The organism is Geodermatophilus sp. SYSU D01119 (assembly GCF_054049975.1).
Genome location: NZ_JBJGYL010000002.1, coordinates 165,954 through 188,062 on the forward strand (window position 1 = coordinate 165,954; position 22,109 = coordinate 188,062).

Annotated in this window: 18 protein-coding genes; 10 read left to right on the forward strand and 8 right to left on the reverse strand. The window is 75.5% G+C overall.

Annotated elements, in window-relative coordinates; genetic code table 11:
• The first annotated feature begins 40 nt into the window (after window positions 1–40).
• The 3 genes from glgB (at window position 41) to ACI79X_RS02320 (ending at window position 6,042) form a co-directional block, all read left to right on the forward strand.
• A complete protein-coding gene (gene glgB / locus ACI79X_RS02310; RefSeq protein ID WP_457023794.1) occupies window positions 41–2,989 on the forward strand; it encodes a 1,4-alpha-glucan branching protein GlgB in 2,949 nt (982 codons plus the stop codon).
• A gap of 188 nt (window positions 2,990–3,177) precedes the next feature.
• On the forward strand, window positions 3,178–4,563 hold the full coding sequence (locus ACI79X_RS02315) for a neutral zinc metallopeptidase (RefSeq protein WP_457023795.1): 1,386 nt from the start codon (window positions 3,178–3,180) through the stop codon (window positions 4,561–4,563).
• A 12-nt stretch (window positions 4,564–4,575) separates the two neighbouring features.
• On the forward strand, window positions 4,576–6,042 hold the full coding sequence (locus ACI79X_RS02320) for a neutral zinc metallopeptidase (RefSeq protein ID WP_457023864.1): 1,467 nt from the start codon (window positions 4,576–4,578) through the stop codon (window positions 6,040–6,042).
• 19 nt (window positions 6,043–6,061) lie between these two features.
• On the opposite strand, the gene ACI79X_RS02325 is transcribed toward ACI79X_RS02320, so the two are convergent.
• Complete coding sequence (locus tag ACI79X_RS02325) at window positions 6,062–7,030, reverse strand: tetratricopeptide repeat protein (RefSeq protein ID WP_457023796.1); 969 nt, start codon at window positions 7,028–7,030, stop codon at window positions 6,062–6,064.
• Between the two features lie 35 nt (window positions 7,031–7,065).
• Entirely contained in the window at window positions 7,066–7,599 is a 534-nt protein-coding gene (locus ACI79X_RS02330) for a MarR family winged helix-turn-helix transcriptional regulator (protein ID WP_457023797.1), read from the reverse strand.
• 179 nt (window positions 7,600–7,778) lie between these two features.
• On the opposite strand from ACI79X_RS02330, the gene ACI79X_RS02335 reads away from it, so the two are divergent.
• On the forward strand, window positions 7,779–8,699 hold the full coding sequence (locus ACI79X_RS02335; protein WP_457023798.1) for a hypothetical protein: 921 nt from the start codon (window positions 7,779–7,781) through the stop codon (window positions 8,697–8,699).
• 75 nt (window positions 8,700–8,774) lie between these two features.
• Here the strand turns inward: ACI79X_RS02335 and ACI79X_RS02340 are convergent, their stop codons facing one another.
• The 3 genes from ACI79X_RS02340 to ACI79X_RS02350 are packed head-to-tail and all read right to left on the reverse strand — an operon-like array spanning window position 8,775 to window position 12,495.
• Entirely contained in the window at window positions 8,775–10,241 is a 1,467-nt protein-coding gene (locus ACI79X_RS02340) for a phytoene desaturase family protein (RefSeq protein ID WP_457023799.1), read from the reverse strand.
• A gap of 23 nt (window positions 10,242–10,264) precedes the next feature.
• The gene (gene meaB, locus ACI79X_RS02345; protein WP_457023800.1) at window positions 10,265–11,308 is read right to left on the reverse strand and encodes a methylmalonyl Co-A mutase-associated GTPase MeaB; all 1,044 of its coding nucleotides are present in this window, start codon (window positions 11,306–11,308) and stop codon (window positions 10,265–10,267) included.
• Window positions 11,305–12,495, reverse strand: coding sequence for an acetyl-CoA C-acetyltransferase (locus ACI79X_RS02350; protein WP_457023801.1), 1,191 nt, complete (start codon window positions 12,493–12,495; stop codon window positions 11,305–11,307). The genes meaB and ACI79X_RS02350 overlap by 4 nt, the downstream gene beginning before the upstream one ends.
• A gap of 202 nt (window positions 12,496–12,697) precedes the next feature.
• Between ACI79X_RS02350 and mce the strand changes: the two genes are divergently transcribed.
• The 6 genes from mce to ACI79X_RS02380 all read left to right on the forward strand — a co-directional run bounded on the left by mce (window position 12,698) and on the right by ACI79X_RS02380 (window position 18,952).
• The gene (gene mce, locus ACI79X_RS02355) at window positions 12,698–13,153 is read left to right on the forward strand and encodes a methylmalonyl-CoA epimerase (RefSeq protein ID WP_457023802.1); all 456 of its coding nucleotides are present in this window, start codon (window positions 12,698–12,700) and stop codon (window positions 13,151–13,153) included.
• A gap of 128 nt (window positions 13,154–13,281) precedes the next feature.
• Window positions 13,282–14,613, forward strand: coding sequence for a crotonyl-CoA carboxylase/reductase (ccrA, locus tag ACI79X_RS02360; RefSeq protein WP_457023803.1), 1,332 nt, complete (start codon window positions 13,282–13,284; stop codon window positions 14,611–14,613).
• 263 nt (window positions 14,614–14,876) lie between these two features.
• Entirely contained in the window at window positions 14,877–16,235 is a 1,359-nt protein-coding gene (locus tag ACI79X_RS02365; RefSeq protein WP_457023804.1) for a hypothetical protein, read from the forward strand.
• Window positions 16,236–16,309: 74 nt separating this feature from the next.
• Entirely contained in the window at window positions 16,310–17,281 is a 972-nt protein-coding gene (locus ACI79X_RS02370) for a hypothetical protein (RefSeq protein ID WP_457023805.1), read from the forward strand.
• Window positions 17,282–17,405: 124 nt separating this feature from the next.
• Window positions 17,406–18,293 carry a DUF4397 domain-containing protein gene (locus ACI79X_RS02375; RefSeq protein ID WP_457023806.1) on the forward strand — a complete coding sequence of 296 codons (888 nt, stop codon included), beginning with the start codon at window positions 17,406–17,408 and terminating at the stop codon, window positions 18,291–18,293.
• On the forward strand, window positions 18,290–18,952 hold the full coding sequence (locus tag ACI79X_RS02380; RefSeq protein WP_457023807.1) for a class F sortase: 663 nt from the start codon (window positions 18,290–18,292) through the stop codon (window positions 18,950–18,952). Before ACI79X_RS02375 ends, ACI79X_RS02380 begins: the two co-directional genes overlap by 4 nt.
• Before the next feature lie 8 nt (window positions 18,953–18,960).
• On the opposite strand, the gene ACI79X_RS02385 is transcribed toward ACI79X_RS02380, so the two are convergent.
• The 3 genes from ACI79X_RS02385 to ACI79X_RS02395 all read right to left on the reverse strand — a co-directional run bounded on the left by ACI79X_RS02385 (window position 18,961) and on the right by ACI79X_RS02395 (window position 22,097).
• Window positions 18,961–19,197, reverse strand: coding sequence for a hypothetical protein (locus ACI79X_RS02385; protein ID WP_457023808.1), 237 nt, complete (start codon window positions 19,195–19,197; stop codon window positions 18,961–18,963).
• 79 nt (window positions 19,198–19,276) lie between these two features.
• The gene (locus ACI79X_RS02390; protein ID WP_457023809.1) at window positions 19,277–21,058 is read right to left on the reverse strand and encodes a 3-hydroxyacyl-CoA dehydrogenase family protein; all 1,782 of its coding nucleotides are present in this window, start codon (window positions 21,056–21,058) and stop codon (window positions 19,277–19,279) included.
• A gap of 58 nt (window positions 21,059–21,116) precedes the next feature.
• Window positions 21,117–22,097 carry a helix-turn-helix domain-containing protein gene (locus ACI79X_RS02395; protein WP_457023810.1) on the reverse strand — a complete coding sequence of 327 codons (981 nt, stop codon included), beginning with the start codon at window positions 22,095–22,097 and terminating at the stop codon, window positions 21,117–21,119.
• Between the last annotated feature and the right edge of the window lie 12 nt (window positions 22,098–22,109).

Here is a 22,109-nt window from a genome sequence, read left to right on the forward strand (position 1 = left end):
CGCAGACGAGACGACGGCAGCAGAGGACGGCACCCCGACGATGACGACGAGCGACTCCCCCGGCCCCGAGACCCCCGAGGCGCCGGCCACCAAGGACGAGCTGCAGCGGGTGGTCGAGCAGAAGGCGGCTGCCGCCGAGGCGGCCGAGAGCGAGCCGGTCGTGAACCCGACGCCGGCCAAGAAGGCCCCGGCCAAGCGGGCCGCCGCGAAGAAGGCCCCGGCGAAGAAGGCCCCGGCGAAGAAGGCCGCGGCCGGGACCACCACCGCCGCGCTCGCCGACGGGGACGGCGCGGCCGAGCCCGCCGCCGCCAGGAAGGCGGCCAAGCGGACGACGAGGAAGGCCGCCGCGGCCGTCGGCGACGGCGCCCCGGCCAAGGCCACCCGCAAGCGCGCGCCGGCCGAGCGGACGGTCGCCGACACCGCCGCCGAGCCGGCCGCCGAGGTGGTCGCCGAGCAGGGCGGCACCACCGCCGCCCCGGTCGTGGCGCCGGCGCCGATCGCCGAGCCCGGCTCGCCGTCGGGCGCGCCCGCGGACCAGCCGGAGGCCCCCGACCCGAGCCCGGCGACGCCGGTGACCCCGCAGGCCCCGTCCGGGACGCCGTCGGAGTCGCCGTCCGGGTCGCCGTCGCAGGCGCCCGCCGAGGTCCCGGCCGGCTCGCCCGCGGAGGCCCCGGCCGAGCAGGCCGGCGTCGACGGGGGCGGGCTCGCCTCCGGCGCCGGCGGCGAGGGCGACCACGACCCCGTCGACGAGGTGACCGAGGAGGACCTGCGCGCCATCGTCGACGGCTGGTCGCGCGACCCGCACCGGGTCCTCGGCGCGCACCCGGCCGGCGACGGCTGGGTGGTGCGCGCGCTGCGCCCCGACGCGGCGGCCGTGGTCGTCGTCGACCAGGACGACGCCCGCTACGACGCCCGCCGGATCCACCCCGGCGGCATCTTCGAGGCGACCCTGCCCGGGCAGCCCGGCGACTACCGGCTCGACGTCACCTACGGGGAGGACACCTTCCTCGTCGACGACCCCTACCGCTGGCTGCCCACCCTCGGCGAGCTCGACCAGTACCTGGTCGGCGAGGGCCGGCACGAGCGGCTGTGGGAGGTGCTCGGCGCGCACGTCCGCCGCTACGACACCCCGCGCGGGCAGGTCGAGGGCGTCTCCTTCGCCGTGTGGGCGCCCAACGCCCAGGGCGTGAAGGTCACCGGCGACTTCGACTACTGGGAGGCCCGCGCCTACCCGATGCGCCAGCTCGGCTCGATCGGCGTCTGGGAGATCTACGTCCCGGGCGTGCAGGCCGGCAGCCGCTACCGCTTCCACGTGCTCGGCGCCGACGGCGTGTGGCGCGAGAAGGCCGACCCGCTGGCCTTCGCCACCGAGGTGCCGCCGCTCAACGCCTCCGTCGTCACCGAGTCCACCCACGAGTGGCACGACGACGAGTGGCTGGCCGCGCGCGAGCGCGGCGGCTGGCACGAGCGGCCGATGAGCATCTACGAGGTGCACCTGGGCTCCTGGCGGCAGGGCCTGTCCTACCGGGAGCTGGCCGAGGAGCTCGTCGACTACGCCGTCTCCGCCGGGTTCACCCACCTGGAGTTCCTCCCCGTCGCCGAGCACCCGTTCGGCGGCTCGTGGGGCTACCAGGTCACCAGCTACTACGCGCCGACGTCGCGGTTCGGCAGCCCCGACGACTTCCGGTACCTCGTCGACCGGGCGCACCAGGCCGGGCTCGGCATCATCGTCGACTGGGTGCCCGCGCACTTCCCGAAGGACGCCTGGGCGCTGGGCCGCTTCGACGGCACCGCGCTCTACGAGCACGCCGACCCCCGCCGCGGCGAGCAGCCGGACTGGGGCACGTTCGTGTTCAACTTCGGCCGCACCGAGGTGCGCAACTTCCTCGTGGCGAACGCGCTGTTCTGGGCGCAGGAGTTCCACATCGACGGCCTGCGCGTCGACGCCGTCGCCTCGATGCTCTACCTCGACTACTCGCGCGAGGACGGCGAGTGGGTGCCCAACGTGCACGGCGGGCGGGAGAACCTGGAGGCGGTGTCCTTCCTGCAGGAGGTCAACGCCACCATCTACCGCGAGGTCCCCGGCGTGGTCACCATCGCCGAGGAGTCGACCGCCTGGCCGGGCGTCACCCGGCCCACCCACCTCGGCGGCCTGGGCTTCGGCTTCAAGTGGAACATGGGCTGGATGCACGACTCGCTGGCCTACGTGGCCCGCCAGCCGGTGCACCGCAGCTACCACCACAACCAGCTGACGTTCTCGATGATGTACGCCTACTCCGAGAACTACGTGCTGCCGATCAGCCACGACGAGGTCGTGTACGGCAAGGGCTCGCTGCTGCGGAAGATGCCCGGCGACCGCTGGCAGCAGCTGGCCGGCGTGCGCGGCTACCTCGCCTACATGTGGGCCCACCCGGGCAAGCAGCTGCTGTTCATGGGGTCGGAGTTCGCCCAGGACGGCGAGTGGGCCGAGAGCCGCTCGCTGGACTGGTGGCACCTCGAGGACCCCGCGCACCGCGGCGTGCTGTCGCTGGTCACCGACCTCAACGCCCGCTACCGCGAGTTCGAGGCGCTGTGGTCGCTCGACGTCGACCCGGCCGGCTTCCAGTGGATCGACGCCAACGACGCGTCGGGCAACGTCGTCACCTTCCTGCGCTACGGCCGGCCGAAGGTCGCCGACGTCCCCACGCCCACGGAGGCCGCCGAGTCCGGCGACGGCGGCACGACGCCCGAGGGCGGGCAGACGCCGGGGCAGGCGCTGGCGATCGTCGCCAACTTCTCCGGCTCGCCGCACCACGGCTACCGCATCGGCCTGCCGCGCGGCGGCCGCTGGCGCGAGGTGCTCAACACCGACGCCGAGGGCTACGGCGGGTCCGGCGTCGGCAACTACGGCGGCGTCGACGCCGTCGAGGAGTCCTGGCACGGGCAGCCGTTCTCGGCCACCGTGTCCGCTCCGCCGCTCGGCACCCTCTGGCTGCTGCACGAGGGCTGAGCCCCCGGCGGTCCCCGTCCCGTCCCCGCCCCGGCCCCGCCGCGCTCCCCGCGCGGCGGGGCCGCGCGCAGACCCGTTCCGCGCTCCTCCCGGCCCGTGCATCATGGCCCGGCTCCGCGCCGCCCCGGCGGCGGCGGAGGGTCACGCCGGCTCCGCTGCCGGCACCGGCAGAGGAGGAACACCGCGCCATGAGGCATGCCCGACGCCCCGGACTCGCCGTGCTCGCGGTGGGCAGCGTGCTGCTCGCCGGGTGCTCGGGCACCGTCGTGGGTGCCGCGGCGCCCGGCCCCGGGGTGCCGGCCGACGTCGCCGCCGCCGACTTCCCGATCACCGGTGCGGCCGACACCGAGGCCGACCGCCTGGCGCGCAACGCCCTCGCCGACCTCGACGCGTTCTGGTCCGAGGCCTACCCGGAGTTCTTCGGCGAGGAGTACCAGCCGATCACCGGCGGCTACTTCTCGGTCGACTCCACCGCGATCGACGCGTCGGCGTACCCGGCCACCGGGATCGGCTGCGAGGAGGCGCCGGAGGACCCGGAGGGCGTCGCGAACAACGCCCACTACGACCCGAACTGCGACGTCGTCGCCTACGACCGGGCGCTGCTGCAGCAGCTCAGCGAGGCCAACGGCCCCTATCTCGGCCCCGCGGTGATGGCGCACGAGATCGGCCACGCGATGCAGGGCCGGTTCGGGTTCGCCGACTCCACGATCGTCGTCGAGACCCAGGCCGACTGCCTGGCCGGCGCCTTCACCCGCTGGGTGGTCGACGGCAACGCCGAGCACACGGCGCTGCGCATGTCGGAGCTCGACAGCGTCGTCCTCGGCTTCATCGGCCTGCGCGACCCGGTGGGCCTCGCCCCCGACGACGACCGGGCGCACGGCTCGGGCTTCGACCGGCTGTCGGGCTTCTACGCCGGCTTCGAGGGCGGCGTGGGCACCTGCCGCGACGACTTCACCGAGGACCGGCTGTTCACCGCCACCGAGTTCACCACCGAGGACGACCTCGACAACGAGGGCAACGCCCCGATCGACGAGATCGGCGGGCTGGTCGAGCAGACGCTGCCGGCGTTCTACGAGTCGGTGTTCCCCGGCCTGGGCGCCGAGTTCACCGCGCCGGCGATCGAGACCTTCGAGGGCACGGCGCCCGACTGCGGCGACATGGGCGCCGAGGACCGCGACGTCGGCTACTGCGAGGCCGACGACACCGTCTACGTCGACGGTGAGCTGCTCGGCGGGGCCTACGAGCAGATCGGCGACTTCGCCGTCGCCGCCGCCGTCTCGGTCGGCTACGCGCAGGCCGTCCGCTCCCAGCTGGACCTGCCCGTCGACGACGCCGCCGCCATCTCCTCGGCCGTGTGCCTGACCGGCTGGTACACCGCCCGGTTCTGGACCGGCGACTTCGAGCAGATCGGCAGCCTCTCCCCCGGCGACGTCGACGAGGCCGCCGTCTTCCTGCTCACCTACGGCCAGGAGGACGGCGTCTTCCCGAACACCGACCTGTCGGGCTTCGAGATGGTCGACGCCTTCCGCGACGGCTTCCTCGAGGGCGGGGCCGGCTGCGACATCGGCCTCTGACGGCGCCGGCCTCTGACGGCGCCGGCGTCCGGACGGCGCCGGGGCCGGCGTTCGGAGCGCGCCGGCGCGGGTAGGACCGCGCTGATGAGCCAGACAGCGCGCTCCCGGGGCCTGCTCGCCGCCGTGGCCACGCTCGGCGTCCTCGCGACGTCGGCGTGCTCCTACGTCGTCATCGGCACGCCGTCACTGCAGGGCATGCCGTCGCAGTCGGTCGACGACGGGACGCTGCAGATCGTCGGCTCCACCGACAACCCGATCGACGACCTGTCCCGCAATGCCCTGGCCGACCTCGAGACCTACTGGGCGCAGACGTTCCCCGAGGTCTACGGCGAGCAGTTCCCGCCGCTGACCGGCGGCTACTTCAGCGTCGACCCGAACGACATCGACCCGTCGGCCTACCCCGAGGGCATCGGCTGCGGCACCGACCCGCGCGACCTGGAGAACAACGCCTTCTACTGCTCCTCGCAGGGCGTGCCGAACTCCGACTCCATCAGCTACGACCGCGCCTTCCTCGGCGAGCTGGCCTCCCAGTACGGCGAGGTGCTGCCGCAGCTGGTGATGGCGCACGAGTTCGGCCACGCCGTGCAGGCGCGCGTGGGCTACCCGCGGACGTCGATCGCCACCGAGACCCAGGCCGACTGCCTGGCCGGCGCGTGGACGGCGTGGGTGGCCGACGGCAACGGCGAGTACGCCTCGGTCGACACCGCCGACCTCGACCAGCTGCTGCGCGGCTACTTCCTGCTGCGCGACCCGGTGGGCACCGGCTCCGGCGAGCAGCAGGCGCACGGCTCCTACTTCGACCGGGTCTCGGCCTTCCAAGAGGGCTTCGACGACGGCGCGACGGCCTGCCGCGACCGCTTCGGCCCCGACCGGGTCTTCACCCAGGGCGAGTTCACCAGCGACGCCGACTTCGCCAGCGGCGGCAACGCGCCCTTCCCCGACACCGAGGACCTCATCGCGGCGTCGCTGCCGGAGTTCTGGGGCCGCGCGTTCAGCGAGGTCCTCGACGCGCAGTTCACCGACCCGGAGCTGCAGAGCACCGACGGCCCGCCGTCCTGCGCCCCCGCGGACGTCGCGCTCGTCTACTGCCCCGACGGCGGCGACGGGTCGGGCCTCGTGGCCTACGACGCCGACTTCGCCTCGGCGGCCTACGACCTCGGCGACTTCGCGCTGGTCACCGGCGTGGCGATCCCGTACTCACTCGCCGCCCGCGACCAGCTGGACCTGTCCACCGACGACACCGCGGCGCTGCAGTCGGCGGTCTGCCTGACCGGCTGGTACTCCGCGCAGGTCTACAACAACCAGCTCGAGTCGGTGCGGATCTCGCCCGGCGACATCGACGAGAGCGTGCAGTTCCTGCTCGAGTACGGCAACGACCCGGACGTGCTCGCCGACGTCGAGCTGACCGGCTTCCAGCTCGTCGACCTGTTCCGCGCCGGCTTCCTGAACGGCGCGGCCAGCTGCGACGTCGGCGTCTAGCTCCTCGGTAGGGGGCGGCTCAGTAGAGGGCGGCCATCAGCTGGCGGCGCGCGGCGACGACGCGCGGGTCGTCGGCACCCACGACGTCGAACAGCTCGACCAGGTGCACGCGCGCGGCGTCGCGGTCCTCGCCGGCGGTGCGCCGGACCGTGTCGACCAGGCGGGTGAAGGCGCCCTCGACGTCGCCGGTGCCGAGCAGGAAGTCTGCGGCGCGGGTCTGCGCCTGCACGTCGTCGGGGGCGGCGTCGGCGCGGGCGACGGCGTCGGGGCCGGCGTCCTCGGCGCGGCGGATGAGCCGCACCTGGCTGAGCGCGAGGCCGGCGACCGGGTGGTCGGGCTCGGCCTCGAGGATCGCGGCGTAGGCGGCCTCGGCGGCCTCCAGGTCACCGCGCTCGAGCGCGGCCTCGGCGGCGTCGAGGCGGGGGTCCTCCAGGCCGTCGTCCTCGCCCTCGGCCGCGCCCGGGACGGCACCGCCGGTGGTGGCGCGCACCAGCTCGGTGACGAACTGGCGGGCCTGCTCCTCGGGGATCGCGCCGGTGAACTCGGCGACCAGCTGCCCCTGCCAGACGGCCTTGACCGCCGGGATGCCCTGCACGCGCAGGCCCTGGGCCAGCGCCGGGTTGGCGTCGACGTCGACCTTGGCCAGCACCCACGAGCCGCCACCCTCGGCGGCGAGGCGCTCGAGCACCGGGGACAGCTGCTTGCACGGGCCGCACCACTCGGCCCACAGGTCGAGGACGACCGGCACCTGGAAGGAGCGGTCGAGGACCTCGGTCTGGAACGTGGCCTCGGTGACGTCGACGACCGCCGAGCCGGGCGCGCCCGCGGGGGCCGCGGCGCTGGGCGGCGGCGCGGCCTGGGCCCGGGCGGCGGCCTCGGAGCGCGCCTTGACGGCGGCGAGGTCGACCGCACCGGCGAGGGAGGCGGCCAGCTGTGCCTGCTGGGCCTGCGCGCGCGGGTCGGGGCGTCCGGGACGGGTGGGCTGCATGGACCCCATGATCCCACCGGCCCGGACGCGCCGTGTCAGCCCTCGGCGGACGGGGCGGGGTCGAGCCCGGCGACGTCGCCCGCGCCCAGGCGCACCCGGCGCAGCAGCTCGAACAGCGTCTCCTGCTCGGCCTCGGGGAGGTCGTCGAGGCCGAAGCCGAGCGCGGTCAGCTCCTCGGTGGCGGCCTCCACGACCGCGCGGCCGCGCTCGGTGATGCCGGCGAGCACGCCGCGGCCGTCGGCGGGGTTGGGCCGGCGGTCGACGTAGCCGGCCGCGGCCAGCCGGTCGATGGCGTTGGTGACGCTCGTGGGGTGCACCATCAGCCGGCTGCCGATGACCTTGAGCGGCAGCTGCCCGGTGCGGCTGAAGGTGAGCAGCACGAGCACCTCGTAGCGGGCGAAGGTCAGCCCGTGCGGGCGCAGCACCTCGTCGAAGCGGGCGAGCAGTATCTGCTGGACCCGGAACACCGAGGTCGCCGCGCGCATCGCCGAGGCCGGCCCGAAGTGCTGCTCCCAGGTCTCCCCCGCGCGCTCGATCGGGTCGAACGGCAGCCCCAGCGCCCGGACCATGCGCCCGACGCTACCTGCCGCGCCCCGCCGTCCCCTCCGCGACGCCGACCGGTCACCCGCTCGCGCCATGTCGACCTGCTGCGGTCTCGGCGGCCGTGAGGGGACACCAGGTCGACAACGGGCGTCCCGCCTGTGGACGACGGCGACGCGACACCGGCCCGCTCGGCCATCCTCCGGCGGTGCCCATCCGCCCCTCCCGCCCGGCACGGCTGCGCGGTCGCGTCTTCCGCGGGTCGTCGCAGGTCGCCGCCGGCCGCCTCACCCGGGGTCAGCTGCGCAGCGCCGCCTGGCAGCGCCTGTTCCGTGACGTCTACGCATGCGCGACGGTGGCCGTCACCCACGAGGTGCGCGCCGGCGCGGCGGCACTGCTGCTCATGCCGGGTGCGGTGGTCTCCGGCCGGAGCGCCGCCGTCCTGTGGGGCGTGGACGCCGCCGGCCCGGGCGATGACGTCGAGCTCACCGTGCCGCCCGGCTCCTCGGCGTCGACCGCCCCAGGCGTGCGTGTCCGCCGGTGGGCACTGACGGCGAACCAGGTGACCACCCGCCGCGGCATCCCGGTGACCACCGCGGGGACCACCGCGGTCGACCTCGGACGCGGACCTGGAACGCTCGCGGACTCGGTGGCGCTCGTCGACGCGCTCGTCGTGGCGAAGGCGACCGACCTAGCCGCCGTCCGGGCGTCCGCGGCGGCCGCGACCGGACCCGGCTGCCGACGCGCGCGGCAGGTCGCCGAGCTGGCCGACGGACTGGCCGGATCGCCGCAGGAGACCCGGCTCCGGCTGCTGCTGCACCGCGCGCGCCTCCCCCGGCCGATCGCGCAGCACGCCGTCGTCGACGGTGAGGGCCGCTTCGTGGCGCGGGTGGACTTCGCCTGGCCCGAGCAGCGGGTCGCCGTCGAGTACGAGGGCCGGTGGCACGGCCAGCCGCAGCAGGTGGCGCCCGACCGCGCCCGGCTCAACCGGCTCACCGCGGCCGGTTGGCGGGTGGTGTTCGTGACCGCCGAGGACCTGCGCGAGCCCGACCTCGTCATCGCCCGCGTCGCCGCCGCACTCACGATGACCCCGCCTGTTGTCGACCTGCGGCCGCCTCGGCGGCGCTGAGACAGCCGCAGGTCGACAACAGGCGTAGGCGGCCCAGCCGGATCTCGACGCGGCTGCCGGCCGACCGCCCGGGCCTCAGGCGGCGGGGCGCAGGCGCGGGACCTCGCGGACGCCGAACACCTCGCGCAGCGCGACGCGGGCCGCGTTGTCGCCGCACGCGCCGTGCACCGCGGGCCCGGGCGGGGTGGCCGCGGACGCGAGGAACACCCCGTCGACCGGCGTCTTGTAGGTGTTCCACCGCGGCACCGGGCGGAAGAGCATCTGCCGCAGCGACGCCTCGCCGTTGGAGATGTCGCCGCCAATGTGGTTCGGGTTCCACGCCTGCATCGCCGGCGCGTTCTTCACCACCCGCTCGAGCACGGTGTCGCGGAAGCCGGGCGCGAAGCGCTCGATCTGCGCCTCGATGGCGTCGGTCATGTCTACCGGCGAGCCGTGCGGCACGTGCACGTACGCCCAGAACACGTGACCGCCCTCGGGCGCGCGGGTCGGGTCGACGACGGTCGGCTGGACGGCGAGCACGTAGGGCCGGTCGGTGGTCCGCCCGTGCGCCGGCGCCGACTCCCCCGCCATCGTCTCCTCGAGGGTGCCGGCGACGTGGATGGTGCCCGCCCGCCGGACGTCGGCGTTGGTCCACGGCACCGGCTCCGAGAGCACCCAGTCGACCTTGAACACGCCCGGCCCGTGCGTGTACCGCGACACCCAGCGCCGGTACCCCTCGTTCACGCGGTCGCCGGCCATGTCGACGAACGCCCGCGGCGTGGTGTCCAGCAGCACCGCCGGCACGCCCTCGAACTCGCGCAGGTCGGTGACCCGGTGCCCGGTGACCACCTCGCCGCCCTGCTGCTCGAGCGCGGTGACCATCGCGTCGGCCAGCCGCTGCGACCCGCCCTCGACCAGCGGCCAGCCGCGGTGGTGGGCGAGCATCCCGAGCACCATCCCGAGCCCCGCGGTCAGCGGGCGGCCGAGGTCGAGCATCCCGTGCGCGGCGGCGCCGGCGATCAGCGCCTGCGCCTCCTCGGTGTCGAACCAGCGCCGCGCCAGCCAGCGCACGTTGGGCAGCGCGTTGAGCGCGAAGTGGGTGACCGCGCCGACGCTGCGGGTGGGCAGCCGCCGCAGCCGGCTCATGAGGAAGAAGTCGATGACGTCCTGCGCCGAGTCGACCAGCGGGCCGAACAGCCGCCGGTAGGCGTCGGCGTCGGGTCCGAGCCCGTCGGCGGTCTCCTCCAGCGAGTACCGCGCCACCGCCGCCCGGCCGCCGTCGAGCGGGTGGGCGTAGGCCACCTCGGGGTGCACCAGCCGCACGCCGCGACTGGGCAGGTCGAACTCGCGGAAGAACGGCGCGGCCGCGGCCATGGGGTGCACGATCGAGCAGACGTCGTGCCGGTAGCCCGGCCGGGTCAGCTCCTCGGTGCGCATCCCGCCGCCGGGGCGGTCGGCGGCCTCGACCACCTGCACGCGCAGGCCGGCGGCGGCCAGCCGGAGGGCTGCGGCGAGGCCGTTGGGCCCCGATCCGACGACGACGGCGTCCGGCTTCCCGTTCACCGAACCAGTCTCCCCGCCGGGGCTCAGAGCTGCGCGAGGAGCCGGTCGGCGGCGCGGTAGGGGTCGGTCTCCCCCGCCACCACCTCGCCGGCGAGGGCGCCCAGCGCCGCCGACCCGCGCACCTCGCCCATCCGCTCGCGCAGCCCGGCCAGCGCGATCGCCTCGATCTCCCGGGCGGCCCGCTCGGCGCGGCGGCGGGCGCCCTCGCCGGAGGACCCCAGCCAGCGGCGGTGCTCCTCGACCTCGGCGAGCACCCGGTCGATCCCCTCGTCCCGGGACGCCACGGCCCGCACGATCGGCGGCTTCCACGCGCCCGGGCCGGTGTGCCGCCCGCCGAGGGACTGCATGTAGCGCAGGTCCCGCACGGTGGAGTCCGCGCCGTCGCGGTCGGCCTTGTTGACGACGAAGACGTCGGCGACCTCGAGGATCCCCGCCTTGGCCGCCTGGATGCCGTCGCCCATGCCCGGCGCGACCAGCACGAGCGTGGTGTCGGCGAGCGAGGCGATCTCCAGCTCCGACTGCCCGACACCGACGGTCTCGACCAGCACGACGTCGCAGCCGGCCGCGTCGAGCACCCGCAGCGCCTGCGGGGTCGCCCACGCCAGCCCCCCGAGGTGGCCGCGGGAGGCCATCGACCGGATGTAGACGCCGCCGTCGCCGGCGTGGTCCTGCATCCGCACCCGGTCGCCGAGCAGCGCGCCGCCGGAGAACGGCGAGGACGGGTCGACGGCGAGCACGCCCACCCGCCGGCCGGCGGCCCGCAGCGCGCGGACCAGCGCCGTCGTCGTCGTGGACTTGCCCACCCCCGGCGAGCCGGTCAGGCCGATGACCTGCGCGTGCCCGGTGTGCGGGGCGAGCGCGGCGGCGACCTCGCGGAGCACCGGGCTCGCGTCCTCGACCAGCGAGATCAGCCGGGCGACCGCGCGGGCCTCGCCGTCGCGGGCGCGGGCGACGAGGTCGGGGACGTCGACAGCGCGCCGGGCGCGGCGGGAGAGCCGTTGCCCGCGGGGGGCGACGGGGCCGGGCGTCGCGACGGCCGTGCCATCCGGAGGGCCGTCGGGGGTCACGCCTTCGCGGGCACGTGCAGGATCAGCGCGTCGCCCTGGCCGCCGCCGCCGCACAGCGCGGCGGCACCGACGCCGCCGCCGCGGCGGCGCAGCTCCAGGGCGAGGTCGAGCACGATCCGGGCACCGCTCATGCCCACCGGGTGGCCGAGGGCGATCGCGCCGCCGTTGGGGTTGACCTTCTCCGGGTCGATGCCGAGCTCGCGGGTGGACACGATGCCCACCGCGGCGAACGCCTCGTTGAGCTCGACGAGGTCGAGGTCCTTCGGGTCGATGCCCTCGCGGGCGCAGGCCTTCTGGATCGCCCGCGACGGCTGGCTCTGCAGCGTGGCGTCCGGCCCGGCGACGACGCCGTGCGCGCCGATCTCGGCGATCACGGTGCAACCGAGCTCGGCGGCCTTCTCCGCGGACATGACGACGACCGCGCAGGCGCCGTCGGAGATCTGCGAGGCGGTGCCGGCGGTGATGGTGCCGTCCTTGGCGAAGGCCGGCTTGAGCTTGGCGAGGGTCTCGACCGTGGTGTCGGCGCGGATGCCCTCGTCCTCGCGGAACTCGATCGGGTCGCCCTTGCGCTGCGGGATGAGGACGGGGGTGATCTCCTCGTCGAAGACCCCGTTCTTCTGCGCGCGGGCGGCCTTCTGGTGGCTCTCCGCGGCGAAGGCGTCCTGCTCCTCGCGGGTGAGCTGGTACCTCTCGTTGGCCCGCTCGGTCAGGGCGCCCATGGCGATCTGGTCGAAGGTGTCCGACAGCCCGTCGTGGGCCATCGAGTCGACCAGCGTGGCGTCGCCGTACTTGGTGCCGGTGCGGGAGCTGGGCAGCAGGTGCGGCGCCTGGGTCATCGACTCCATGCCGCCGGCGACGACGACGTCGAACTCGCCGGCGCGGATGAGCTGGTCGGCCAGCGCGATGGCGTCGAGGCCGGACAGGCAGACCTTGTTGAGCGTGAACGACGGCACCGACATCGGGATGCCGCCGGCCACCGCGGCCGGGCGAGCCGGGTTCTGGCCGGCGCCGGCCTGGATGACCTGGCCCATGATCACGTAGTCGACCTGGTCGCCGCTGATGCCCGCGCGCTCCAGGGCGGCCTTGATGGCGACGCCGCCGAGGTCGGCGGCGGAGAAGTCCTTGAGCGAGCCGAGGAGCCGGCCCATCGGGGTCCGGGCGCCGCCGACGATGACCGAGCGGGACATGCTGCCTCCAAGGGCGCGTCGCCGACGCTGGCGACAGCGGATCGGGCCGCACCCGCAGGACAGCGAGTCGCGGCGAACGGGCTGTCGGACAGGATAGATCGGTTCTCCAACCGGGTCGACGGACCCGTCGGGGCCGGAGACCGTCACGTGATGCCCACCACACCCGAGAGTCGTCTCAGACGTCTTGCGCCAAGATGGCCCGATGACCGCCGACGCCCCCGCGGGTCTGCCCGCCGAGCTGTTCACGACCATCGACCACGTCGGGATCGCCGTCCCCGACCTGGACGAGGCGATCGCGTTCTACGCGGACACCCTGGGCGTGCGCTCGGTGCACGAGGAGACCAACGAGGAGCAGGGCGTCCGCGAGGCCATGCTCGCCGTCGGCACCGGCGAGACCCGCATCCAGCTGCTGGCCCCGCTGACCCCGGAGTCGACGATCGCCAAGTTCATCGGGCGGTCGGGCCCGGGCCTGCAGCAGCTCGCCTTCCGGGTCGACGACGTCGAGGCCGTGAGCGCCACGCTGCGCGAGCGCGGCCTGCGGCTGCTGTACGACACCCCGAAGCGGGGGACGTCGGACAGCCGGGTCAACTTCGTGCACCCCAAGGACGCCGGCGGCGTGCTCGTCGAGCTCGTCGAGCCCGCCCGCACCGCCCGCTGACCCGTCGCCGGCCGGGGTGAGACATCCGCCACGGTCTCGCCGCCCGGCCTCGCGACGCCTGGTTACCCATCGGTAACCTCCGCCGCACCGCACCGCCCTCCGAGCCAATGAAGACCCGGGAGACACACGTGGACGCCATTCGGGACGCCATCCTCGCCGACCAGCTCAGTGACATCGGCGGCCTGCCGGTGCCGGAGTCCTACAAGGCCGTGCTGGTCCGCAAGGACGAGCAGGAGATGTTCGCGGGCCTGCCCACCAAGGAGAAGGACCCGCGCAAGTCGCTGCACGTGGAGGAGGTCGCCACCCCCGAGCTCGGCCCGGGCGAGGCGATCGTCGCCGTCATGGCGTCGTCGGTGAACTACAACACCGTCTGGACGTCGATCTTCGAGCCGGTCTCCACCTTCGGCTTCCTCGAGCGCTACGGCCGCCAGAACGACCTCACCAAGCGCCACGACCTGCCCTACCACGTGGTGGGCTCGGACCTGGCCGGCGTCGTGCTGGCGGTCGGTGCGGGCGTGAACAAGTGGAAGCCCGGCGACGAGGTCGTGGCCCACTGCCTGTCGGTGGAGCTGGAGGACCCGGCCGGCCACGACGACACGATGATGGACCCGCAGCAGCGGATCTGGGGCTTCGAGACCAACTTCGGCGGCCTGGCCGAGCTGGCGCTGGTCAAGAGCAACCAGCTCATGCCCAAGCCCGCCCACCTCTCCTGGGAGGAGGCGGCCGCCCCCGGGCTGGTCAACTCCACCGCCTACCGGCAGCTCGTCTCCCGCAACGGCGCGGCGATGAAGCAGGGCGACGTCGTCCTCATCTGGGGCGCCTCGGGCGGCCTGGGCTCCTACGCCACCCAGATGGCGCTCAACGGCGGGGCGATCCCGGTCTGCGTGGTCTCCTCCCCCGAGAAGGCCGACATCGTCCGGAAGATGGGCGCCGAGCTGGTCATCGACCGCTCCGCGGAGGGCTACCGGTTCTGGAAGGACGAGGACACCCAGGACCCGAAGGAGTGGCAGCGGTTCGGCAAGCGGATCCGCGAGCTCACCGGCGGCGACGACGTCGACATCGTCTTCGAGCACCCCGGCCGGGAGACCTTCGGCGCGAGCGTCTACGTCGCCAAGAAGGGCGGCACCATCGTCACCTGCGCCTCCACCAGCGGCTACATGCACTCCTACGACAACCGCTACCTCTGGATGAACCTCAAGCGCATCGTCGGGTCGCACTTCGCCAACTACAAGGAGGCGTGGGAGGCCAACCGGCTCATCGACAAGGGGCTGATCCACCCGACCCTGTCGAAGACCTACGCCATGGACGAGGTCGGCCAGGCCGCCTACGACGTCCACCACAACCTCCACCAGGGCAAGGTCGGCGTGCTGACCCTCGCCCCCGAGGAGGGCCTCGGCGTCAAGGACGCCGAGAAGCGCGAGAAGCACCTCGCCGCGATCAACCGCTTCCGCGGCGTCTGACCCGGTCGTCTGACCCGGTCGTCTGACCCGGTCGTCTGACCCGGTCGTCTGACCCGGTCGTCTGACCCGGTCGCCGGGCCCGGTCGCCCGGGCCCGGCGACCGTGGCATGCTGCCGGCCCGGGCGCCCCTCGCGGGCGCCCGGGCACCCCGGGGGGGACCGCTTCGTTGACCGACGGGGCGCGGTCCGGGGGCTCCCGGGCCCGACGCACGGGCCCCGGCCGACACGCTGACGACACCCCCCGACTCTGCGAGGATGACCCGCATGACCGATCCCCGCCGCGACCTGCTGCCCATGCGCGAGGCACAGCACTCGTTCGACGTGGTGCTGCGGGGCTACGACCGCCACCAGGTGGCCGAGACGATCGAGCGTCTCGAGGCCGACATCCGGGTGGCGCTCGCAGACCGGGACGCCGCGGCCGGCCGCGTCAGCGACCTCGCCGCCCAGCTCTCGGCGATGCACGCGGAGATCGACCAGCTGCGCCGCAAGGCCGCCAACCAGGGCCCGGCCACGTTCGAGAACATGAGCGAGCGCATCTCGCACATGCTCCGGCTGGCCGAGGAGGAGGCCGCCGACATCCGCGGGGCCGCCGAGCAGGAGGCCCGCGCGCTGCGCGAGCAGACCGCCGCCGAGGAGCGCGCGATGCTCGAGCGGCACGCCGCCGGCCGGGCCGAGGTCGAGCGGATGCTCGCCGAGGCCCGCCAGAACGCCGAGCAGATCGCCAGCAAGGCGCAGATCCGCGCCGACGAGCTGGTCGCCAAGGCCCAGGAGAAGGTCGCCCGCCTCGACGCCGAGTCCCAGGCCCGCCGCACCAAGGTGGAGCAGGACTTCGACATCGCGCAGCGCGCCCGCCGCGACGAGGCCGCCCGCGCCGCCGAGGAGCGCGAGCGCGCGTCGGTGCAGGCCGCGCAGGACCGGGTGGCCGCCGCCGAGGCGCACGCCGCCCGGATCGTCGGGGAGGCCGAGGCCTCCGCCGCCGCCATCCGCCGCATCCGCGACGAGCTGACCGGCCGCCTCGTGGAGGCCCGGCGGGTGCTGTCCACCCTGCCTGAGCTCGGCGACCGCCCCCAGCCGCGCCCGGCGGGTCCGCAGCAGCCCCAGCAGGGCCCGGCCCCCCAGGGCCAGGCGCCCCAGTCCCCGGCACAGCAGCCGCGGCCGGGCGCGACCCAGGAGGCGCGCCTCCCCCGGCGCGAGCCGCAGGGCCCGCCCACGGCCATGCAGCCCGCCGTCGGCCCGCAGACCGGGATGCAGCCGGCGGTCGGCCCGCAGACCGCCGTCCAGCCGGCGGTGCAGCCCGCCGGTGGTCCGCAGACCGGCGGACAGCAGGCGCCGCAGCGGCCCACGCCCGGCCGCGCGGGAACCGCGCCGCAGCCGGTGACCCAGCCGGCCACGCAGCAGCCCGGCGCCTCGCCGGAGCAGACGCAGCAGATCCGCCCGGTGCACACCAGCGCGCAGGACGAGGGACGGCACTCCGGCGGCTCGACCCGCGTCGACGCCGCCCGGCCCGAGGGCGCGCAGGCCGACGAGGACCGGGCCGCCGGCGAGGGCCCGCAGACGCAGGTCCAGCCGGCCGTCGGCCCGCGGGACACCGGCAACCAGCCGGCCGTCCCCGGGCGGCGTTGAGCCCCGCCCGCACTCCGGCGGCGACGCAGCGCGACCGGCGCGCGGACGGCGGCCCGGCAGGGTAGGCAGGACCCGTGCCTGACGCCGCCGGACCGGAGGGCGCCGGACCCCGGCACGCCGCTCCGGACGGCGTCCTCCCGGCGCCCGGACCCGGCGGGCCGCGGCCGCCCTCCCGTGCCCGGCACCGGCGGCGCCCCGCCTGGCCGCGACCGCCGGTCCGCGGCGCGCTGCTGGCCCTCGCGCTCGCGGTGCTGGTCGTCGGCGCGGCCTTCGTCCCCCGGCTGACCGGCGACGCCGACGGCAGCACCGGCGGCCCCTCCCCGGCCCCGCCGTCGGGGACGACGCCCTCCGCTGAGCCGTCGGCCGCCTCCCCCGGCGCGGCCTCGCCCGCCGAGTGGCTGGCCGCCGCGCTGCCGCCGTCGACCGACCTGGCCGCCTCGGCCGGCGTGCGCGAGGAGCTGGCCGCGGAGGGGGTGCCGGCCGACCGGCTGCGCCCGGCCGAGCGGAGCGTCTCCTCGGGGAGCCTGCTCGCCGTCGTCGGGCCGGCGCCCGAGGACGCGCGGGTGGTGGCCGCCTTCGACCGGCCCGGCGACGGCAGCCGGGTGCTCGTCGTCGACCCCGCGCCCGCCGAGCCGACCCCCGGGGAGCTGGATCGCCGCCGGGCGCTGGCCGACGCGCTGCTCGTCAACCCGGCCACCGGCGACGACCCGGCGGTCACCGCTGTCCTCGGGTCCGCCGACGTCGACGCGCGGCTGCTGAGCATGCTCGCCGCCGTCGCCGCGCGCGACGGCGTCGGCGTCGCCGGCTTCCCCGCGCTGCCCGGCGAGGAGGACGGCGACGCCCCGGCCCGGCGGGTGCTCCTCGACGCCGTGGCGGGCGCGCCCGTGCCCGCCGACGCGGCGGCCACGGACGCGCTCCGGGAGTGGCTGGCCGCACAGCTGCCGCCCTACCGCCCCGACGACGTGCAGGTGACCGACGCGGGTGTGCTGGTGTCGTTCCACTACGCCTCGGCGCCCGACGCCCTGGTCAGCGCGGCCTCCGGCTGACGGCACGCCCGGGAGGACCCCGGAGTGCGGCCCGCCCGGGCAGCGGGTAGACGTGGGGCGGTCGCCCGGCTGCGCCGGAGCGCGGGGTGCCGCGAGCAGCGGGTCAGCACACGGGGAGGCAACAGTGGCGAGGACGGGCCGGGTCCTGGCGGTGGCGGCGCTGACGGCGGGCCTGGCGGGCCTGCCCCTGCCCGCGGCGAGCGCCGCCGACGGGGGGCTGCTGCGGCTGGCGCACCTGTCCCCCGACACCCCCGCGGTCGACGTGTACGTCGACTCCGTGGCCGACCCCGCCGCCGGCCAGGTGTTCCCGGCGGTCGGCTACGGCACCGTGTCGGACTACCAGACCGTCCCGGTCGGCACGTACGCGATCAGCATGCGGGCCGCGGGTGCCGCTCCCGACAGCCCGCCGGTGCTGTCCACGACGGTGCAGGTGGGCACCGACTCCGCCCGCACGGTGGCCGGCGTCGGCCCGTTCGCCGACCTCGGCCTGGAGGTGCTCGAGGACGACCTGACGCCGCCGCCCGCGGGCTCCTCGCGGGTGCGCGTCATCGCCGCCGCGGCGAGCGCGCCGACCCTCGACGTCGCCGTGCCCGGCGGCCCCGCGGTCGCCACCGATCTGACCTTCGCCGACACCACCGGCTACGTCGACGTGCCCGCCGGCGCCACCAGCATCAGCGTCACGCCCGAGGGCGGGCAGGCCACCGACCTGCCGGTGCAGGTGGACGCGGGCTCGGTCTACAGCGTGCTGGTGCTCGACCGCCCGGGCGGCGGCCTGACGGTGCGGACGGCGCTCGACGCGGCCGGCCCGGGCGTGGTCCCCGCGGGCGGCGTGGAGGCCGGCGCGGGCGGGACGGCCGGCGGCTCCGCGTCCCTGCCGGTGGTGCTCACCGCCACGGCCGGCTCGCTGACCGCCGGCGCGGGGCTGCTCCTCGTCGCCTCCCGGCGCACCGCGGCCGCCGGTCCCCGGCACGCCGCCCGCGCCCGGCACGCCGCCGGCCCGCGGGCGCGGTGACCTCCGCCCGCCACCGCGCCGTCCCCCGCCGGTCGCGGCACCGCGCACCCCGCCGGCCGGGGGCGGTGCTGCTGCGCGTCGTCGTCGCGGTCCTCGCCCTCGCCGCCGGCGCGGGGACCCTCCTGACGCCCGGGTCCCCGGCTCCGGCGGAGGCCGCCGCGTCCGCGTCCGCGCCTCCGGGCCCGGTGGTGCTGGCCGCCCGGCCGTCCGCGGCCACCGCGACGCCCACCCGGGTGCGGGTGCCGGCGATCGGCGTCGACAGCGCCCTGGTCGACCTCGGCCTCGACGCCGCCGGCGCGCTCGAGGCGCCCGCCGACTCCTCCCTCGCCGGCTGGTACGCCGACGGGCCGGTGCCCGGGGAGACCGGCCCCGCGGTCGTGGCCGGCCACGTCGACTCCACCGAGGGCCCGGCGGTGTTCTTCCGGCTGCGCGAGCTCGCCCCCGGCGACGAGGTGCTGGTCGACCGCTCCGACGGCACGACGGCCCGGTTCACCGTCACCCGCGTCGAGCGGCACCCCAAGGACGCCTTCCCCACCGACGCCGTCTACGGTCCCACCGCCGACGCCCAGCTGCGGCTGGTGACCTGCGGCGGCGCCTTCGACCGCGCGGTGCGCAGCTACGAGGACAACGTGGTGGTGTTCGCCCGCGCGGTGGGGTGAGCCCTCGTCTAGCGGCGGCGGTCGCGGGCCCGCCAGCAGGCGGCGTGCCAGTGCCGGCGCAGGTCGGCCGCGGAGTCGGTGTCCCACGGCTCGAGGTCGGAGTCGCGGGCGTAGGCGGGCCACGTGACCAGGTGCGGCGTGCCGGGCCGGATCTCCTGGTCGCAGCCGGGGCAGCGGTAGGCCTTGGCGCTCGCGGCCCCGCTCAGCTGCCGGACGACCCAGTCGCCGTCGCCGGCCTCCTCCACGCTCTCGGGCCGACGTGACAGCGGGGGGCGGCCACCCGGCCGCCCCCCGCTGCTCCGTCGTCCCCGGCGCGGCACGGCCTCAGCGGCGGGAGTAGTCCCGGAACCCGCGGCCGGTCTTGCGGCCGAGGTACCCGGCGGTGACCAGGTGCTCGAGCAGCGGCGCCGGCGCGAAGCCGGGCTCGCGGAACTCGGTGTAGAGCTCCCGCTCGATCGCCAGCGACACGTCGAGGCCGACGACGTCGAGCAGCTCGAAGGGCCCCATCGGGTAGCCGCAACCGACCTTCATCGCGGCGTCGATGTCGTCGGCGGTCGCGTAGTGCGCCTCGAGCATCTTCACGGCGTCGTTCAGGTACGGGAACAGCAGCGCGTTGACGATGAACCCGGCGCGGTCGGTGCAGGAGACCGCGTGCTTGCCCAGCTGCGCGCAGACCGCGTGGGCGGTGGCCGCGACGTCGGGGGCGGTGGCGATGGTGCTGACCACCTCCACGAGCTTCATGACCGGCGCGGGGTTGAAGAAGTGCAGGCCGACGACGTCGCCGGGGCGCTCGCTGGCCTTGGCGCACTCGATGACCGGCAGGCTCGACGTCGTCGTGGCGAGGACAGCCCCGGGCTTGGCGATCTCGCCGAGCGCCGCGAACAGCGCCTGCTTGACCGGCAGCGACTCGACGACGGCCTCGATGACGAGGTCGCGGTCGGCGAGGTCGTCCAGCGAGGTGGTACCGCGGACCCGGCCGAGCACCTCGTCGCGGCCGGCCTCGTCGAGGCGCCCGCGGGCCACCTGCTTGTCCAGCGACTTGCGCAGCGCGGCCGAGACGGCGTCGACCTTCTCCGGCGAGCGGGCCTGGAAGACCACGTCGTAGCCGCCCTTGGCGACGACCTCGATGATCCCGGTGGCCATCGTGCCCGAGCCGACGACGCCGACCAGCGAGACCGGGCGCGCCCCCTCGGCCGCGCCGCCGGCGGGCGGGGTGGCGGCGTCGGGGACGACCTCGGCGGAGTCGCGGCCGGCGTAGGTGTAGAAGCCGCGGCCGGACTTCCGGCCCAGCAGGCCCGCGGTCATCATCTGCTTGATGACCGGGCTCGGCGCGTGCAGCCGGTCGCGCGACTGCTTGTACATCGTGTCGAGGATCTCGTAGGCGGTGTCGATGCCGATGAGGTCCATGAGCGCCAGCGGGCCCATCGGCAGGCCGCAGCCCAGCCGCATGGCCGCGTCGATGTCCTCGCGGCTGGCGTAGCGGTTCTCGTACATCGAGACCGCGTGGTTGAGGTAGCCGAACAGCAGCGCGTTGGCGATGAAGCCGGCCTTGTCGCCGATCGTCACGTCGACCTTGCCGAGGCGCTCGGCCAGGGCCTCGACGTCCTCGATGACCGAGGGCTCGGTGACGACGGTGCGCACGACCTCGACCAGCTTCATGACCGGCGCCGGGTTGAAGAAGTGCATCCCGATGACCTTGCTCGGGCGGCCGGTGGCCACCGACAGCTCGGTCACCGACAGGCTCGAGGTGTTCGTGGCCAGGATGGTGTCCGGCGGGCAGATCTTGTCGAGCTTCGCGAACAGGTCGGTCTTGAGCTCCATCCGCTCCGGGACGGCCTCCACGACCAGCTCGGCGGAGGCGAGGTCCTCCAGCGAGGTGCTGAACCGGATCCGGCCGAGGATCGCGTCGCGCTCCGCCGGCTCCAGCTTGCCGCGCGAGACCGCCTTGTCCGTCGACTGCTCGACGTGCCCGCGTCCGCGCGCGAGGGCGTCCTCGCTGATCTCCACGGCGGTCACCGACAGGCCCGCGCGGGCCAGCACCTCGGCGATGCCCGCACCCATGGTGCCGAGCCCCACCACGCCGACCTCGGTCAGTTCTCTGGCCACGCTGCCATCTCCTCCCGTCCGCTGACCGGGGCAGTCTCCCACCCGGGGAGGGCCGCCCCTACCGGCGGGTAGCGGGAGCCACGGCCCGGCCGGAGGGACGTGCCGCTGCACGGACGTCGGACGGCGTGCAGTCGAACCGGGCCCGGAAGAGGCGGGTGAAGTGGGCTTGCGAGGCGAACCCCCACCGGCAGGCGACGTCGGCGATCCGAGAGCCGTCCGCGGAGGCGTCCTCGAGCTCCGCGCGCGCGGAGTCGAGCCGGCGTGCCTGGACGTACTGCGCCACGGTGGTGCCCTCGGTGGCGAAGGCCCGGTTGAGGTGCCGGGCCGTCACGCCCACCGCCCGGGCGACGGCCTCGGTGCACAGCCCCGGGTCCTGGAGGTGCTCGCCGATCCAGGCCTGTGCGGCCAGCAGGCGTGTCGTGCTGGCCGCGGACCCCGTCCCGGTGGTCATCGTGGCGAGCAGGTCCAGCAGCTGGTCACCCGCGGTCGCGCGCGGTACCACGGGGTCGCCGACGAGGTCCAGGAGCGCGTCACGCAGCGCACGAGCGGTCACGCTCGCGGCGCCCTGCCCGTTCCCGGCCACGCGCATCGGCCTCTCCAGGGACACCGGACCGCACCGCTCGCGGAAGACCTCGCGCGGCACGTCGAGCAGCAGCTGGCGCATCGCCGTTCCGAAGCCGAACAGGTAGGGCCGGTCGGTCTCGTAGACCACGACGTCCCCGGCACCCAGGGTCAGGTAGCCGCCCGGGTGGTAGAAGAACGCCTCCCCCTCCAGCAGCATGGTGGCGAAGGTGGCCTCCTTGGGCCGGGCTCGCACCAGCGCCGGCGCCCGCTCGATGACATGGGCGTTGCCCGCGATGTCAGCGACCCGCAGGCCACCGAGGTCGAGGTTGAGCTGCCGGGCCACCAGGCCCTCCGGCTCGTAGGTGCTACAGGTCAGGCCGACCAGCGCCTCCGCGTTGTACTCCTCCCAGAAGGCCAGGCGGTCCCCGGCGTCCACGGCGACGGTGGACACCGAGGAGAGCAGCGGAGCGGACACGGGACCTCCGGG

Coding starts and splice junctions, on each gene's coding strand:
- glgB (WP_457023794.1), top strand. CDS start 41: ATGACGACGAGCGACTCCCCCGGCCCCGAGACCCCCGAGGCGCCGGCC.
- ACI79X_RS02315 (WP_457023795.1), top strand. CDS start 3,178: ATGAGGCATGCCCGACGCCCCGGACTCGCCGTGCTCGCGGTGGGCAGC.
- ACI79X_RS02325 (WP_457023796.1), bottom strand. CDS start 7,030: ATGCAGCCCACCCGTCCCGGACGCCCCGACCCGCGCGCGCAGGCCCAG.
- ACI79X_RS02330 (WP_457023797.1), bottom strand. CDS start 7,599: ATGGTCCGGGCGCTGGGGCTGCCGTTCGACCCGATCGAGCGCGCGGGG.
- ACI79X_RS02350 (WP_457023801.1), bottom strand. CDS start 12,495: ATGTCCCGCTCGGTCATCGTCGGCGGCGCCCGGACCCCGATGGGCCGG.
- mce (WP_457023802.1), top strand. CDS start 12,698: ATGACCGCCGACGCCCCCGCGGGTCTGCCCGCCGAGCTGTTCACGACC.
- ACI79X_RS02365 (WP_457023804.1), top strand. CDS start 14,877: ATGACCGATCCCCGCCGCGACCTGCTGCCCATGCGCGAGGCACAGCAC.